13 protein-coding genes are annotated in these 15,003 nt (G+C 69.7%); 4 read left to right on the top strand and 9 right to left on the bottom strand.

Going from position 1 to position 15,003, the window contains the following annotated elements:
• Window positions 1-28: 28 nt before the first annotated feature.
• From tldD to FEI13_RS10565, 7 genes are all read right to left on the bottom strand, one after another.
• On the bottom strand, window positions 29-1,483 hold the full coding sequence (gene tldD, locus FEI13_RS10595; protein ID WP_138181510.1) for a metalloprotease TldD: 1,455 nt from the start codon (window positions 1,481-1,483) through the stop codon (window positions 29-31).
• Window positions 1,480-5,325: a YhdP family phospholipid transporter gene (locus tag FEI13_RS10590; RefSeq protein WP_138181509.1), complete on the bottom strand. Its 3,846-nt coding sequence runs from the start codon at window positions 5,323-5,325 to the stop codon at window positions 1,480-1,482. Before FEI13_RS10590 ends, tldD begins: the two co-directional genes overlap by 4 nt.
• A gap of 4 nt (window positions 5,326-5,329) precedes the next feature.
• Window positions 5,330-6,793 (bottom strand): ribonuclease G, encoded by a 1,464-nt coding sequence (gene rng / locus FEI13_RS10585; protein ID WP_138181508.1) that lies wholly within the window; start codon window positions 6,791-6,793, stop codon window positions 5,330-5,332.
• An 83-nt stretch (window positions 6,794-6,876) separates the two neighbouring features.
• Window positions 6,877-7,461, bottom strand: coding sequence for a Maf family protein (locus tag FEI13_RS10580; RefSeq protein WP_138181507.1), 585 nt, complete (start codon window positions 7,459-7,461; stop codon window positions 6,877-6,879).
• Window positions 7,462-7,502: 41 nt separating this feature from the next.
• Window positions 7,503-7,991, bottom strand: coding sequence for a rod shape-determining protein MreD (gene mreD, locus FEI13_RS10575; RefSeq protein ID WP_138181506.1), 489 nt, complete (start codon window positions 7,989-7,991; stop codon window positions 7,503-7,505).
• Complete coding sequence (gene mreC / locus FEI13_RS10570) at window positions 7,991-8,863, bottom strand: rod shape-determining protein MreC (protein WP_138181505.1); 873 nt, start codon at window positions 8,861-8,863, stop codon at window positions 7,991-7,993. Before mreC ends, mreD begins: the two co-directional genes overlap by 1 nt.
• 74 nt (window positions 8,864-8,937) lie before the next feature.
• Window positions 8,938-9,975, bottom strand: coding sequence for a rod shape-determining protein (locus FEI13_RS10565; protein ID WP_138181504.1), 1,038 nt, complete (start codon window positions 9,973-9,975; stop codon window positions 8,938-8,940).
• 182 nt (window positions 9,976-10,157) lie between these two features.
• Between FEI13_RS10565 and gatC the strand changes: the two genes are divergently transcribed.
• From gatC to FEI13_RS10545, 4 genes are read left to right on the top strand one after another with little or no spacing between them, the layout of a single operon-like run.
• Complete coding sequence (gene gatC / locus FEI13_RS10560; protein ID WP_138181503.1) at window positions 10,158-10,445, top strand: Asp-tRNA(Asn)/Glu-tRNA(Gln) amidotransferase subunit GatC; 288 nt, start codon at window positions 10,158-10,160, stop codon at window positions 10,443-10,445.
• Between the two features lie 51 nt (window positions 10,446-10,496).
• Window positions 10,497-11,972, top strand: coding sequence for an Asp-tRNA(Asn)/Glu-tRNA(Gln) amidotransferase subunit GatA (gene gatA, locus FEI13_RS10555; RefSeq protein ID WP_138181502.1), 1,476 nt, complete (start codon window positions 10,497-10,499; stop codon window positions 11,970-11,972).
• Window positions 11,972-13,426 (top strand): Asp-tRNA(Asn)/Glu-tRNA(Gln) amidotransferase subunit GatB, encoded by a 1,455-nt coding sequence (gatB, locus tag FEI13_RS10550; protein WP_138181501.1) that lies wholly within the window; start codon window positions 11,972-11,974, stop codon window positions 13,424-13,426. Before gatA ends, gatB begins: the two co-directional genes overlap by 1 nt.
• A gap of 48 nt (window positions 13,427-13,474) precedes the next feature.
• Entirely contained in the window at window positions 13,475-14,026 is a 552-nt protein-coding gene (locus FEI13_RS10545) for a cupin domain-containing protein (RefSeq protein ID WP_138181500.1), read from the top strand.
• Window positions 14,027-14,035: 9 nt separating this feature from the next.
• Here FEI13_RS10545 and FEI13_RS10540 read toward each other — a convergent pair whose 3' ends face one another.
• Both FEI13_RS10540 and FEI13_RS10535 read right to left on the bottom strand, forming a co-directional pair.
• A complete protein-coding gene (locus tag FEI13_RS10540; RefSeq protein ID WP_138181499.1) occupies window positions 14,036-14,206 on the bottom strand; it encodes a DUF6435 family protein in 171 nt (56 codons plus the stop codon).
• 155 nt (window positions 14,207-14,361) lie between these two features.
• Window positions 14,362-15,003, bottom strand: a 642-nt coding sequence (locus tag FEI13_RS10535; protein ID WP_138181498.1) for an aldehyde dehydrogenase family protein, incomplete at its 5' end; no start/stop codon positions are given.

Below are 15,003 nucleotides of genomic sequence, written 5' to 3'. Positions count from 1 at the left end.
CGAAGCGGCGCTCTTCCAGCTTCGAGCTTCATGATTGGGTGCCGCCCACGGTCAGCTCATCGAGCTTGAGCGTCGGCTGGCCGACGCCCACCGGCACACCCTGCCCCTCCTTGCCGCAGACGCCAATGCCGGTGTCGAGTTCCATGTCGTGGCCGATCATCGAGACGCGGCCCATGGCCTCGGGGCCGTTGCCGATCAGGGTCGCGCCCTTGACCGGCGCGGTGATCTTGCCGTCCTCGATCAGGTAGGCTTCGCTCGCCGAGAAGACGAACTTGCCCGAGGTGATGTCCACCTGGCCGCCGCCGAAGCTCACCGCGTAGATCCCGCGGCGCACGCTCTTCAGGATGTCCGCGGGGTCGTCACTGCCCGCCCGCATGTAGGTGTTGGTCATGCGCGGCATCGGCAGGTGGGCGAAGGACTCGCGGCGGGCATTGCCGGTGGGTGCCATGCCCATCAGCCGGGCGTTGAGCTTGTCCTGCATGTAGCCGGTCAGGATGCCGTCCTCGATCAGCGGGGTGCACTGGCCCGGCGTGCCCTCGTCGTCGACCGACATCGAGCCGCGGCGGTCGGCCAGGGTGGCATCGTCGACCACCGTGACCCCCTTCGAGGCGACCCGCTCGCCGATGCGCCCGGCGAAGGCCGAGCTGCCCTTGCGGTTGAAGTCGCCCTCCAGGCCGTGCCCCACCGCCTCGTGGAGCAGGATGCCCGGCCAGCCCGGCCCCAGCACCACCGGCATCTGCCCGGCCGGGGCGTCGACGGCCTCCAGGTTGACCAGTGCCTGGCGCACGGCCTCCCTGGCATAGCGCTCGGCGACATTGTCGTCGCGCAGCCGGGCCATGGCGAAGCGGCCGCCGCCGCCGGCGCTGCCGCGCTCGCGGCGGCCGTTCTTGACCGCGATCACGCTGACGTTGAAGCGCACCAGCGGGCGGATATCCGCCGCCAGGGTGCCGTCGCTGGCCCGCACCAGCACCACCTCATGGACGCCGGTGAGCGAGGCGCTGACCTGGGCCACCGAGGGATCCGCCGCCCGCGCCACGCGATCGGCCAGCTTGAGCATGGCGATCTTGTCCTCGGCACTGAGCCCGGAGAGCGGATCGATCCCGGCATAGCGGGCCGCGGGGGCGATGGCCACGCCCGGCGCCACCCGCTGGCGCTCGCCAGAGCGCACGATCCCGGCGGCGGTGCGGCCGGTCTCGGCCAGGGCGTCGGCGGTGATCTGGTTGGAGTAGGCGAACCCGGTCTTCTCGCCGGCCAGGGCCCGCACGCCGACGCCGCCGTCGATGTTGTAGCTGGCCTCCTTGACCTCGCCATCCTCCAGCACCCAGCCCTCGTGCCAGGTACGCTGGAAGTAGAGATCGGCATAGTCGATGCCCCGGCCCATGGCATGACCGAGTCCGGCATCCAGGGCCGCTAGATCGAGGTCGCCCGGCGTCAGCAGCAGGTCAGAAGCGTCGTCGAGCATGTCGTGAGTCTGTGATGTCATTCGGCACTTTCCAGAGCGATCCGCGGCGAGGTCCAGGGGCCCTGCACGCGATAGTGGATTCGGGTCACGCGGTCGATGGCATCCCCGAACAGCTTGTCGGCGATGAACAGGGCGCCGCCGACCATCGGAGCACCGGCCAGCACCGCCGCCAGCGGCAGATTGTTGCTGACAGGCACAGTGACCGACAGACGCTGATCGAGTTCCCGGCGCACCAGGTCGACGCTGCCGTTCAGGGTGAAGTGGGTCGCCGGCCCCTCGATCTCCACCGGACCACGGGTTTCGAGTACCCCACCATACAGGGTGGCGGCACCGCTGACACGATCGAAGGCGGTGCCGCGGCCGGTGACATCGGAGAAATCCAGGCGCAGACGCCGCAGCAGGTTGTCGACGTTGAGCAGCCCGACGACCCGCGCCGAGGGCGATTCGAGATTGACGAAGCGTCCGTCGCGCATCATCACCTCGAGGCTGCCCCGGGAGCGCGGCAGGGCGAATTGCCAGGGCGCCCCCGGCCAGGCGAGCTGGCTCCCCACCCGGGTCTCGGCGCTGCGCACGGCGACCGGCTGGTCGAGCACCGCCAGGGCGCTGCCCAGGTCGCCGCCCTCCAGGTCGAGCCGGGCGCGGGTCAGGCTATCGCCGCTGCCGCTCGCCTCCCAGATCAGTTGGCCGCGGGCGTCGATCTCCGCGAGTGCAAGCGACAGGGGATCGATCACCAGGCGATCGCTCGTCGAGTGCCAGCGCCCGTCGAAGGGGCCGAGCCGCGCGCCGCGCCAGGCGATGTCGGCGACGCTCAGTCGCCCGTCCGGCAGCGCCGCCAGTCCCGCCGGCAACGGGGCCGCCTCGACGGACAGCGCCACTTCATCGAGCAGCTGGCCGCCGTCGGTCGCCGGGGGCACCAGAGCATCCAGCGAGAGCCGATCCAGCGCGATGTCCAGCGGCTCCGCCAGGGCGGGCCGATAGGTGATGCGCCCGCCGGCGAGGCTGCCATTCACGGCGAGCCGCCAGCCGCCGTCGCCGGCGCTGCCCTCCACGGCCAGCGAGCCCAGACAGCGCTCGTCGACCCGCAGGCAGTCGGTCTCGAGGGTGAGCGCGGAGAGCGCGGTCGAGGGGGAGCCAGCCGAGGAGGGCTCGACACCCGCCAGCAGCGGCGACAGGGCGCGCCCCCAGGGCGCCGCCGCCAGGCGCGGCAGGTAGGCCGCCACCGCCCAGCCCGGCCGGCCGGCCCAGTCAGGCGGCGTCAGGTGCCCCAGCCACAGCTGCCCCCGGCCTTGGCCGGCGCCGGCGGGGGCCCGCCAGCGCAGCCCCAGGCGGTCGCCCAGGCGGCCCTCGAGCCGCCCCTCGGTCAGGTCGACGGTCAACCGCAGGGGGCGGAGGGCCTCGCGGGACTTGCCGAGGGGCGCCGGCAGGTCGATGGCCAAGCCCTCCAGCCGGCTGTCGAGGCGCAACGAAGCGCCCGCGTCGCCGATCGACAGCCGCCCCTGCCAGGGCAGCCGACCGTCGATCAGGGTGTCGAGGGCCGGCACGTCGCTCCACTCGGTCAGGGACGTGGCCTCGGCCGTGCCGGAGAGATCGAGCCCACCGGCCAGCGTATCGATCTCGGCGACCACGGGCCCGCCCAGCGCCCGGCCACTCACTCGCCCCTCCAGACCGCCCTCCTCGCCGCGCTGGCGCCAGGCGAGCGAGCCCTCGATACGCTCGAAGGCGAGTTCGAGGGGCGCGTGGACGAGACGCGGGAACACCGCCTCGGTCTCGATATCCAGCGTCAGGGACGCGGGGTCGTCGAGACGCAGGGCCAGGTCGAGGGTACCGCTCGCCCGGCCCTCGGCCCGCCACGCCTCCAGCGCCTCCATGCCCTCGACGGGCAGCGCCAGCAGATAGCGGCGCAGGGCGCTCGCGGAAGCCCCGAGCTCGCCGGTGACCGCCAGCCGCTGCTCCTCGAGGGACACCTGCCCCGCCGAGGCCTCGATCCCGAGGCTCTCGGCCGCGTCGACACGAGCCGTTAGCGTCTCGTCGACCATCGCCAGGTGGCCACTGATCCCCTCGAGGAGCGGCCAGCCAGGCGCGATGGGCAGGCGCCCTTCGACGACGTCGAGATCGAGTTGAAGCGCGGGGTCGATGGACGCCCCCTCGCGTGCGAGCGGCACGTGCAGACGCAGCGCGCCCTTGGGCACCCGGCCGGCGACGCCGTCGGCCAGCCACTCGGTCAGCACAGGGGGCAGCACGCCCACGGGCAGCCAGTCGAGCAGCGGGGTGTCGACGGCATCCACGTCCGCGAAGTCGAGCTGCAGCCCGAAGCCGCCGCGCCGCTCGCCGCCGATCGAGAGCCCGAAGCCACCCTCGATCCGCGCCCCGTTCCACTCCACCTCGAGGTCCCGGCCGCTGACGAAGCTGCGCGGGCCGTCGTAGGCCCAGTCGATCATGCCGCGGGCGCGGGTGAGCGCCATCGGCGCGCCAAACACTGCCGGGAAGTGCAGCCGAGCGTCGCGGCCGACGAACTCGACGTGCCCCGACAGGTCCTCGGACTCCACCCAAACGTCCAGCGGCCCGCCGCCGGGCGCCTGCTCCCAAGGCGATACGGCCACCTCGGTGGCCGCCGCCCGGGCCCGCCAGTGGCCGTCCTCGCGACCCAGCCCCAGCGCAGTGACCCGCCCCCGGGGGTCCAGGCTATCGATCACCCGTGCCAAGGCCTCCGGCAGCGGCAGCCGGTCGCGCCAGGCGACCAGGGCCCCCAGGTCAAACTCGCTGGTGGTGAGCCACCAGCCGTCGTCGCGGCTACGCATCTGCCAGTAACGCGGCACCGCCGGCCCGGCGTCTTCACGCTGCCCCTCGGGGCGGGCCCAGTCGGCGCTCTGCGCATCGATCTCGATCCACGCCTGCCAACCCGCTTCCTCGCGCAGCCACTGGGCGCTCGCCGCCGCCTGCTTGAGCACGATGGCCTGGGGCACCTCCTCGACGCTCGATGTCGGCTGGCGCAGGGCCAGCAGAGGCGCCTCCAGGTCGAGGCGCAGGTCGGCCAGGGCACCCCGATGCCAGCGCCCCCAGAGCCGCGCCTCGCCACTGGCGGTCTCCAGGCGCAGGGCGCGCCCGTAGCCCAGCACCTCGGAGAGTCCCAGCAGGCTCTGGAGGCGCATGTCGGCCTGCAGTGCGGCGCTGAAATCCCCGAGCCCCGACGGCCCGGGCTGAAGCTCCATCACCACGCGGATGGCCTGTGCCTCCTGCCCCTCGACGAACACCTCCCCCTCGAGGTGGGTGCGATGCTCATCGCCGGTCATCACCAGGCGGGGCGCCTTCAGCACGGCGCGCTGCTTGCGACCGTGCAGCACCAGGTTGACGTCCTCGACCCAGGCGCTCTGGCGCAGCAGCATGCCGACCCAGAAGTCGAGCCGGTCGAGATCGAAGGTGCTCTCGGGGATCAGTTCGGGGGGCAGCTGTGCGGGCTTTGGCCACTGCCAGCGCCCGGCCGGATCCTGGTAGAGGTGCACGGTCACGCCCTGGACCCGGGCCGCTGCCACCCGCGGCAGGCCGGAGGCGAGGCTGCCGCCGCTGTCCAGGCGCAGCTTGGCCCGCTCCACCTGGAGCAGCGGGACGCGGCCGAGCCCCTCGCGGGAGCGGATGTTGAGGCCCTCGACCTCGAGATACGGATCCAGCCGGGCGAGGCCTGCCGTCACGTCGTCGAGCGCCACCTCGGCATTGAAGCGCATCGAGAGCAGCCGCTCCAGGGAGGCGGTCTGATCGTCCAGCAGGACCGGCAGTAGCCGCAGCACCACGACCAGCACCGCCAGCAGCCCCAGCGGCACCGCCACCAGGGTCAACAGCCAGCGAATGATCAGGCGCGCCGCGGTCATGGGCTCACATCAGCACGATGTCGTACTGCTCCTGGGAGTAGTGAATCTCGACCTGGAAGCGGATGGTCTTGCCGATGAACTCCTCGAGGTCGGCCACGGCGGCGGACTCCTCGTCGAGCAGGCGGTCGACCACCGACTGGGAGGCCAACACCGCATAGGTCTCGGCGCTGTAGGCCCGTTCCTCGCGCAGTATTTCGCGGAAGATCTCGTAGCAGACCGACTCCGGTGTCTTCAGGGTGCCCCGCCCGGCACAGGTCGGGCAGGCCTCGCAGAGCGTCTGCTCCAGGCTCTCCCGGGTACGCTTGCGGGTCAGCTGGACGAGCCCCAGCTCGGTGACGCCAGTGCACTTGGTCTTGGCGTGGTCGCGCTCAAGCGACTTCTCGAGCATGCGCAGCACCTGGCGCTGGTGCTCGGGCTCGTCCATGTCGATGAAGTCGATGATGATGATGCCGCCAAGGTTGCGGAGCCTGAGCTGGCGGGCGATCGCGGTGGCGGCCTCGAGATTGGTCTTGAAGATCGTCTCCTCGAGGTTGCGATGCCCCACGTAGCCGCCGGTGTTGACGTCGATGGTGGTCATCGCCTCGGTGGGATCGATGACCAGATACCCGCCCGACTTGAGCTGCACCTTGCGGCCGAGCGCCTTCTGGATCTCGTCCTCGACGCTGAATAGATCGAAGATCGGTCGCTCGCCGGCATAGTGCTCGATGCGCTCCACCGCCGTCGGCATGAACTCCTTGGCGAACTCGATCAGCTTGACGTAGTTCTCCCGCGAGTCGATGCGCACCTTCTCGATATCGTCGCGCATCACGTCGCGCAGGGTGCGCATGAACAGCGGCAGGTCGTCGTAGACCACGCTGGGCGCCGCCGCCGTGACCTTGCGCTCGCCGACCCGCCGCCACAGGCGCAGCAGGAAGTGCATGTCGGCGGAGAGCTCCCCGAGGGTAACGCCCTCGGCGGCGGTGCGCACGATGAAGCCACCGGCGACCTCCAGCTGCTGCTCGCCTGCAGCCGCCTCGACCAAGCCGCGCAGCCGCTCGCGCTCGGTCTCGTCCTCGATGCGTTGGGAGACCCCGTGATGGGGCGAGTCGGGCATGTAGACCAGATAGCGCGAGGGCACCGAGAGATGGGTGGTCAGCCGCGCCCCCTTGGAGCCGATGGGATCCTTGGTGACCTGCACTACCAACGCCTGTCCCTCGTGGAGCAGCTGGGCGATGGAGACCTGCTCGTCGGCCGGCGTGCCCGGCGGCATCACCTCGTGGGCATGAATGAAGGCGGCGCGGTCGAGGCCGATGTCGATGAAGGCCGCCTGCATGCCCGGCAGCACCCGCACTACCTTGCCCTTGTAGATATTGCCGACGATGCCGCGTCGCCGTGCCCGCTCGATGAAGGCCTCCTGCAGCACGCCGTTCTCGACGACGGCGACGCGGGTCTCCATCGGTGTCAGGTTGATGAGTACTTCACCGCTCATGCGGATATCCTTGTCCGGAAAGATCTGGCGCCATTATGACATAGCGCGCCACGCCGTCCTGCGCCGCGGTCAACGTCCCGGGGCTAGGCCGTGTACCACAGCGGCACGCCCTGGCGCGCCAGCAGCGCCGCGGTTTCGAAGAGCGGCAGGCCCACCACCGCCGAGTGGCTGCCCTCGATGTGCTCGACGAACACCGCGGCCAGCCCCTGGATGGCGTAGCCGCCGGCCTTGTCGGCGGGTTCGCCGGTGGCCCAGTAGGAGGCGAGTTCCTGCTCCTCGAGCTCACGCATGAAGACCCGGGTGGTCACGCAGGCGCTCAGCACGCCGGCGGGACCGGTGACCGCCACCCCGGTGAGGACCTCGTGGCACCGGCCGGAGAGCGAGCGCAGCATGGCCGCGGCCTGCTCGCGGCTCGCCGGCTTGCCGAGGATCTCGCCGTCTCGCACCACGGCGGTATCCGAGCCCAGGGTCGGCAGTGTGCTCAGCCGCGCGCCGGCCAAGGCCTTCTCTCGCGCCAGGCGCACCACATAGTCGTCCGCCGACTCCTCGGGCCTTGGCGTCTCGTTGATGTCCACCGGACGCACGTCCACCGTCACGCCGATCGAGGCCAGCAGGTCGCGACGGCGCGGGGAGGCCGAGGCCAGGCAGAGCACGGGGTCGTGGGTCATGGCAGCTCCAGAGCAAGGGACAGAGGGCGAGTGAAGAAGGATCAGTCGCGGGCGTGTCGCCGGCCCAGCGCCTCGAACAGGGTGGTGAGCCAAGGCCATAGCAGCGCCCCGATCAGCGCCGGCACCAAGAAGGAGAGGTGCATCTGGAAGGGCCCGAACAGGGTGCGCAGCCACTGCTCGGCCAGCTGGACCATGCCCAGCAGCACGAAGATCAGCACCGCCTGCTGGACCAGCGAGTAGGCCCGGAAGCGTGAGTAGACCAGCGCGCAGAGGAAGGCCAGCAGCGACAGCAGCAGCGCGTTCTGTCCCAGCGGCGCGCCCTCGATGAGATCCACCAGCAGCCCCAGCACGAAGCCGTGCAGGACACCGACCCGCAGCGGGTCGCGCATGCACCAGTAGATCAGCATCAGGCCGAGCCAATCGGGGCGCCAGACCTGCCAGCCGTCGGCCAGCGGCATCACCTGCAGGCACAGCGCCAGCAGCAGGGTGAACCAGACCCACAGCAGGTTGGCGGGCGAGGACCTGGCCATCAGCGCGTCTCCTCGTTGACCAAGGCACCGCTCACGGCCCGGGCCGCCTCGAGGGCCGGGGCGGCCAGCTCACCCTCCGGCGGGGCGATGGGCATGGCGGGGGGAAAGAGCAGCAGGAAGTGGCGCGAGCGCTGCAGCTGAGCCACCGGCGCGGCGGTGACCCGAGCGAAGGGCTCGCCCGGATCGTGGATCACCGACGAGACCCGCGCCACCGGGTAGCCCGGCGGGAAGCGACCGCCAAGCCCCGAGGTGGTCAGCAGGTCGCCCTCGCGGATATCGGCCGTGTCGGGGGCGTGCTGGACGTTGAGGGCCTCGTAGCTACCCACCCCCTGGACGACGAAGCGCAGCCCGTTGCGGTTGATCTGCACCGGCAGGGCATGGCTGGCATCGGCCAGCAGCAGCACCCGGCTGGAGTAGGCCGAGATCGCGGTGACCTGGCCGACCAGTCCCGAGGCGTCCAGCACCGGCTGACCCACGTAGGCGCCGTCGCGGCGGCCACGATCGATCACCATCTGATGGGTGAAGGGATCGGGATCCAGCGACAGCAGCTCGGCGGTGATGTAGGGAATGTCGCGCTCGCGGGTGGCCGCCAGCAACTCGCGAAGCCTCACGTTCTCGGCCGTCAGGCTGGCCATGCGCTGCACCCGGTGCGAGAGCGTCAGGATCTGCTCGCGCAGGCGACGATTCTCGTCCACCAGGGCGCGCTGTTCGGAGAGCGCCAGCGCCCCCCAGTTGAGGACGTCGCTGGGCAGGCTGACCACCCACTGGATCGGCGCCACCAGGGTCGACAGCTGGGCCCGCACGGGTTCCATGCGAGTAAAGCGCGCATCGGCGTACATCAGCGCCGCGGCCAGCATCGCACACAGCACCATGCGATAGCCCGGAAGCGGTCCGTGCGAGAACAGCGGTTTAATGAGCGACCCCCTGCATCAGGCCAGCGCCTCCGTCAGTCGCTGGAGAGCAGCTCGAAGGTGTGCTGGTCGATCATTTCCAGGGCCTTGCCGCCGCCCCGGGCCACGCAAGTCAGCGGGTCCTCGGCGACGATCACCGGCAGGCCGGTCTCCTCGGCGATCAGCTTGTCGAGGTCGCGCAGCAGCGCACCGCCACCGGTCAGCACCAGGCCGCGCTCGGCGATGTCGGAGGCGAGCTCGGGGGGCGACTGTTCCAGGGCGCTCTTCACCGCGGCGACGATGGAGCTCAGGGTCTCCTGGAGGGCATCGAGGATCTCGTGGGAATTCAGCGTGAAGCTGCGCGGGATGCCCTCGGCCAGGTTGCGGCCGCGCACGTCGATCTCGCGCAGCTCGCCGCCGGGGTAGGCGCAGCCGATCTCTTCCTTGATGCGCTCGGCAGTGGCCTCGCCGATCAGGCTGCCGTAGTGGCGGCGCACGTAGGCGGTGATCGCCTCGTCGAAGCGGTCGCCGCCGACGCGGATGGATTCGGAGTAGACCACGCCGTTGAGCGAGATGATGGCGATCTCGCTGGTGCCGCCGCCGATGTCGACCACCATGGAGCCCTGGGCTTCCTCCACCGGCAGGCCGGCGCCGATGGCCGCGGCCATGGGCTCCTCGATCAGGAACACCTCGCGGGCCCCGGCGCCCTCGGCGGACTCCTTGATGGCGCGCCGCTCGACCTGGGTCGACATGCAAGGCACGCAGACCAGCACGCGGGGGCTCGGCGTCAGGAAAGTGCTCTGATGGACCTTGCGGATGAAGTACTGCAGCATCTGCTCGGTGACGGTGAAGTCGGCGATGACGCCGTCCTTCATCGGGCGAATGGCGGTGATGTTGCCGGGGGTCCGACCCAGCATGCGCTTGGCATCGGCACCCACCGCCGCCACGCTGCGCATGTTGCCGGACTGGCGAATCGCCACCACCGACGGTTCATCGAGCACGATGCCGCGGCCGCGGACATAAATCAGCGTATTGGCCGTCCCCAAGTCGATCGATAGATCGCTGGAAAACAGCCCCCTCAAGCGTTTGAACATGGAGTCGTTACCTAGTGCAGTCCGGGAACCCTGTGCGGACGCAAACGGTATCACCGAGCCCCCCCAGCAGCAAGCGGAACCCCCCGCGTGCCCCGGCTTTCTTGGGCCTGCCAGCCGGGCGGCGGATGTGGTACCTTCTGCGGTCATTTCCATGACCCACCCCCTCTCGAGGACATCCGATCATGGCGCTTGAACACGCAGACGTTCTCAGGGCCGCCCATCTGGCACGGCTCGGCCTGAACGACGACGAGGCCGCCCACTATCTGGACGACCTCGGCCGCATCCTGGCGATGGTCGACCAGCTCCAGACCCTGGACACCGAGGGCGTCGCCCCCCTGGCCCACCCCCTGGAAACTACCCAACGGCTGCGCGCCGACGAGGTCACCGAGCCCGACCGGCGCGAGACCTTCCAGCGCTGCGCCCCCGCCGTGGAACAGGGGCTCTACCTGGTCCCCCGGGTCGTCGAATGATCCGCGTCCCCCCCATCCGTTACCGGCAAGCCATCACGGAGCCCAGGGCCCATGCATGACAAGACACTGACAGAGCTCGCCGCCGGCCTCGCGGCCGGCGAGTTCTCCAGCCGCGAGCTCACCGAGAGCCTGCTCGCGCGCATCGAGCGCCTCGACGGCGACCTCAACAGCTTCATCACCGTGACGCCGGAGCAGGCGCTGGCCGCCGCCGACGCCGCCGACGCCGCCCGCGCCCGGGGTGAGGCCGGTCCGCTCACCGGCCTGCCGCTGGCGCTCAAGGACATCTTCTGCACCACCGGCGTCAGGACCAGCGCCGGCTCGAAGATGCTCGACAACTTCGTGGCCCCCTACGACGCCACCGTGGTCGAGAAGCTCCAGGCCGCCGGTACCGTGAGCCTGGGCAAGACCAACATGGACGAGTTCGCCATGGGCTCGTCCAACGAGAACAGCTTCTATGGCCCGGTGAAGAACCCCTGGGACGGCGCCGCCGTGCCCGGAGGCTCCTCCGGCGGCAGCGCCGCCGCCGTAGCCGCGGGCCTGGTGCCCGCCGCCATGGGCACCGATACCGGCGGCTCGATCCGCCAGCCGGCCGCCTTCTGCGGCATCACCGGCCTGAAACCCACCTACGGCCGCGTCTCGCGCTACGGCATCATCGCCTACGCCTCGAGCCTCGACCAGGCCGGCCCCATGGCACGCACGGCCGCCGACTGCGCCCACCTGCTCGGCGCCATCGCCGGCCACGACCTGCGCGATTCCACCAGCGTGGCGCGCGGCGTGCCGGACTACACCGCCGAGCTCGAGGCGCCGCTCTCCGGCCTCAAGATCGGCCTGCCGAAGGAGTACTTCGGCGAGGGCCTCGACCCCGACGTGGAGCGGGCCGTACGCGAGGCGATCCGCGTCTACGAGTCGCTGGGCGCCACGGTGCGCGAGGTGAGCCTGCCGCACACCCACTACGCCATCCCGGCCTACTACGTCATCGCCCCGGCGGAAGCCTCCTCCAACCTGGCCCGCTATGACGGCGTGCGCTTCGGCCATCGCTGCGACGCCCCCGCCGACCTGACCGACCTCTACAAGCGCAGCCGCGCCGAGGGCTTCGGCGAGGAGGTCCAGCGACGCATCCTGATGGGCACCCACACCCTCTCTGAGGGCTTCTTCGATGCCTACTATAAGAAGGCCCAGCAGGTCCGCCGACTGATTCGCCAGGACTTCCTCGACGCCTTCGACGAGGTCGACGTGCTGATGGGCCCGGCCTCGCCGACCCCGGCCTTCGACCTGGGGGCGAAGAAGGATCCGGTCTCAATGTACCTGCAGGACATCTACACCATCGCCATCAACTTGGCGGGCATCCCCGGCATCAGCGTGCCGGCCGGCATCGTCGGCGGCCGCCCCGCGGAAGGCCGCCCCGTGGGCCTGCAGATCCTCGGCACCCACTTCGCCGAGGCGCGACTGCTCAACGTCGCCCACCAGTTCCAGCAGGCCACCGACTGGCACCTGCGTCGTCCCGCTCTCGCCGAGGAGTCCCTGTGATGCAATGGGAAACCGTGATCGGGCTGGAGGTCCACGTCCAGCTCGCCACCCGCTCTAAGATCTTCTCCGGCGCCTCGACCGCCTTCGGCGCCGAACCCAACAGCCAGGCCTGCGCCGTCGACCTGGGCATGCCCGGCGTGCTGCCGGTGCTCAACGAGGCCGCCGTGGCCATGGCCGTTCAGTTCGGCCTGGGCATCCACGCCGAGATCCCCGAGGTCTCGGTGTTCGACCGCAAGAACTACTTCTATCCTGATCTGCCCAAGGGCTACCAGACCAGCCAGATGTATCACCCCATCGTCGGCCCCGGCGAGGTGGAGATCACCCTGGACGACGGCAGCATCAAGGCCATTCGGGTGCATCACGCCCACCTCGAGGAGGACGCCGGCAAGTCGCTCCACGAGGATTTCCACGGCATGACCGGCATCGACCTGAACCGTGCCGGCACGCCGCTGCTGGAGATCGTCTCCGAGCCGGACATGCGCTCGGCCAAAGAGGCCGCGGCCTACCTCAAGGCGATCCACTCCATCGTCACCTACCTCGGCATCAGCGACGGCAACATGGCCGAGGGCTCGATGCGCTGCGACGTCAACGTCTCGGTGCGCCCCAAGGGTCAGGAGGCCTTCGGCACCCGCGCCGAGATCAAGAACGTCAACTCCTTTCGCTTCGTCGAGCGCGCCATCGCCTTCGAGGTGGAGCGCCAGGTCGAACTGCTCGAGGACGGCGGCGAAGTGGTCCAGGAGACGCGCCTGTTCGATCCCGAGCGCGACGAGACCCGCAGCATGCGCACCAAGGAGCAGGCCAACGACTACCGCTACTTCCCCTGCCCCGACCTGCTGCCGGTGATGCTCGACCAGGCCTACGTCGACCACCTGCGTGACAACCTCCCGGAGCTGCCCGCCGACAAGCGCGCCCGCTTCCAGAAGGCACTGGGCCTCTCGGCCTATGACGCCGGCGTGCTCTCGGCGAGCCGCGAGATGGCCGAGTTCTTCGAGCAGGTCAAGGACGTCTGCGGCGATGCCAAGCAGGCCGCCAACTGGGTGCAGGGCGAACTCGCAGGCGCCCTGAACCGCGAGGGCCTGCCGATCCAGAACAGCCCGGTCTCGGCGCCTCAACTCGGCGAATTGGTTGCCCGGGTCATCGATGACACCATCAACGGCAAGGCCGCCAAGCAGGTCTTCCAGGCACTGTGGAACGGCGAGGGCGGCAGCGCCGACGAGGTGATCGAGGCCAAGGGACTCAAGCAGGTCACCGACACCGGCGCCATCGAGGCGATGATCGACCAGGTGATCGCCGACAGCCCCGCCCAGGTGGCCCAGTACCGTGACGCCGAGCCCGACAAGCGCGGCAAGATGATCGGCTACTTCGTCGGCCAGGTGATGAAGGCCTCGCGGGGCACCGCCAACCCCCAGCAGGTCAACGGCCTGCTCAAGGAAAAGCTCGACGCCCTGTGCTGAGCACCGGGGCGGGCCTCGCGCCCACCCCTCGATTTCAGAGGACGACCCATGGCAGATGATGTCGGCGCGCGCCTGCGTGCCCTGCGCACCCTGAGAGGCATTTCCCAGCGCGAGCTGGCCAAGCGCTGCGGGGTCACCCACTCCAGCCTGTCACTGATCGAGCAGGGCAAGGTCTCGCCCTCGGTGAGCTCGCTGAAGAAGATCCTCGACGCCATTCCGATGAGCGTCGGGGACTTCTTCACCATGGACCTGGAGAGCCGCAACCAGGTGTTCTATTCGACCGACGAGCTGGCCGACGTGGGCACCGGGGATGTCATCTACAAGCTGGTGGGCGCCAACCGCGCCAGTCGCGCGCTGGCCTTCATGATCGAGACCTACCCGCCCGACGCCGACACCGGCCGCGAGATGATCGCCCACCAGGGCGAGGAAGCCGGTGTGGTACTGGAGGGGCAGATCGAGATCACCATCGGCGCCGAGACACGCCTGCTCACGGTCGGCGAGGCCTACTACTTCGACACCAACGTGCCCCATCGCTTCCGTAATCCCGGCAGCGAGCCCTGTCGCCTGGTCAGCTGCGCCACCCCAGCGCGGACCTTCTGAGCCGCCGGCTCAAGCGTTCTTCAGCTTCTCGATCTCCTCACGCAGCGTCTCCGCCTCCTCGGTCAGCGAGGCGTTGGCGCGCATGTCGCCATTGCGGGCGGCCAGCATCGCCTGCTCGAGCTTCTGCTCGTACTGCTTCTGCAGTTTCTTCTGCGGGTCGGTCTTGAAGAGTCCGAACATGTGCCTTTCTCCTGCCAGGAATGTCTCTTCAGGCTACCCCCCCTGACGCAAAATAGCTATACAAAAGCTTTACATATAGAAATGTTCGTAAATGATAATAGCGAGGCCGACACCCCTGGGGCCGACCTCGCTGCTGTCGTGCAGAGGAAAGCGGATCAGATCGAAAGCGTCATCCATACGCTCTTCAGGTCGGAGTACTCCTCCAGCGAGTGGTGGGACTTGTCACGGCCGTTGCCCGACTGCTTGACCCCGCCGAAGGGCACCGTCTGGTCCATGTCCGCCCAGTTGTTGACGAACACCTGGCCCGAGCGCAGCCGGCGCGTGACGCGCATGATGCGATCGATGTCCTGGCTCCACAGCCCGGCGGCCAGGCCGTAGTCGCTGGCGTTGGCGAGCCGCACGGCCTCTTCTTCGCTATCGAAGCCGAACACCGCGAGCACCGGGCCGAAGATCTCCTCGCGGCCGATGGCCATGGTCTCGGTGACGCCGTCGAACACCGTCGGCGGGATAAAGAGCCCCTTGCCCTCGACCTCGGTCGCCTCACCCCCGGTGCGCAGGGTCGCGCCCTCCTCCACGCCGCGACGGATGTAGTCGAGCACCCGCTCGTACTGGGCGCGATCGACCATGGCGCCCATGAAGCTGTTCGGGTCCAGCGGGTCGCCGGGCTGCATGGCCTCGGCGGCGGCCAGCACCTTATCGACGAAGGCCTCGCGGATCGAATTCTCGACCAGCAGCCGGGAGCCGGCGATGCACACCTCGCCCTGGTTGTGGAAGATCGCCGCGGCGGCGTGCTGGGC

This window comes from Halomonas urmiana (assembly GCF_005780185.1).
GTDB classification, from domain to species: Bacteria; Pseudomonadota; Gammaproteobacteria; order Pseudomonadales; family Halomonadaceae; genus Halomonas; species Halomonas urmiana.
Note: the sequence above shows the minus strand (reverse complement) of the source record. Positions and strands in the feature narration are given on the sequence as shown.

Coding starts and splice junctions, on each gene's coding strand:
- tldD (WP_138181510.1), bottom strand. CDS start 1,483: ATGACATCACAGACTCACGACATGCTCGACGACGCTTCTGACCTGCTG.
- FEI13_RS10590 (WP_138181509.1), bottom strand. CDS start 5,325: ATGACCGCGGCGCGCCTGATCATTCGCTGGCTGTTGACCCTGGTGGCG.
- rng (WP_138181508.1), bottom strand. CDS start 6,793: ATGAGCGGTGAAGTACTCATCAACCTGACACCGATGGAGACCCGCGTC.
- FEI13_RS10580 (WP_138181507.1), bottom strand. CDS start 7,461: ATGACCCACGACCCCGTGCTCTGCCTGGCCTCGGCCTCCCCGCGCCGT.
- mreD (WP_138181506.1), bottom strand. CDS start 7,991: ATGGCCAGGTCCTCGCCCGCCAACCTGCTGTGGGTCTGGTTCACCCTG.
- mreC (WP_138181505.1), bottom strand. CDS start 8,863: ATGGTGCTGTGTGCGATGCTGGCCGCGGCGCTGATGTACGCCGATGCG.
- FEI13_RS10565 (WP_138181504.1), bottom strand. CDS start 9,975: ATGTTCAAACGCTTGAGGGGGCTGTTTTCCAGCGATCTATCGATCGAC.
- gatC (WP_138181503.1), top strand. CDS start 10,158: ATGGCGCTTGAACACGCAGACGTTCTCAGGGCCGCCCATCTGGCACGG.
- gatA (WP_138181502.1), top strand. CDS start 10,497: ATGCATGACAAGACACTGACAGAGCTCGCCGCCGGCCTCGCGGCCGGC.
- gatB (WP_138181501.1), top strand. CDS start 11,972: ATGCAATGGGAAACCGTGATCGGGCTGGAGGTCCACGTCCAGCTCGCC.
- FEI13_RS10545 (WP_138181500.1), top strand. CDS start 13,475: ATGGCAGATGATGTCGGCGCGCGCCTGCGTGCCCTGCGCACCCTGAGA.
- FEI13_RS10540 (WP_138181499.1), bottom strand. CDS start 14,206: ATGTTCGGACTCTTCAAGACCGACCCGCAGAAGAAACTGCAGAAGCAG.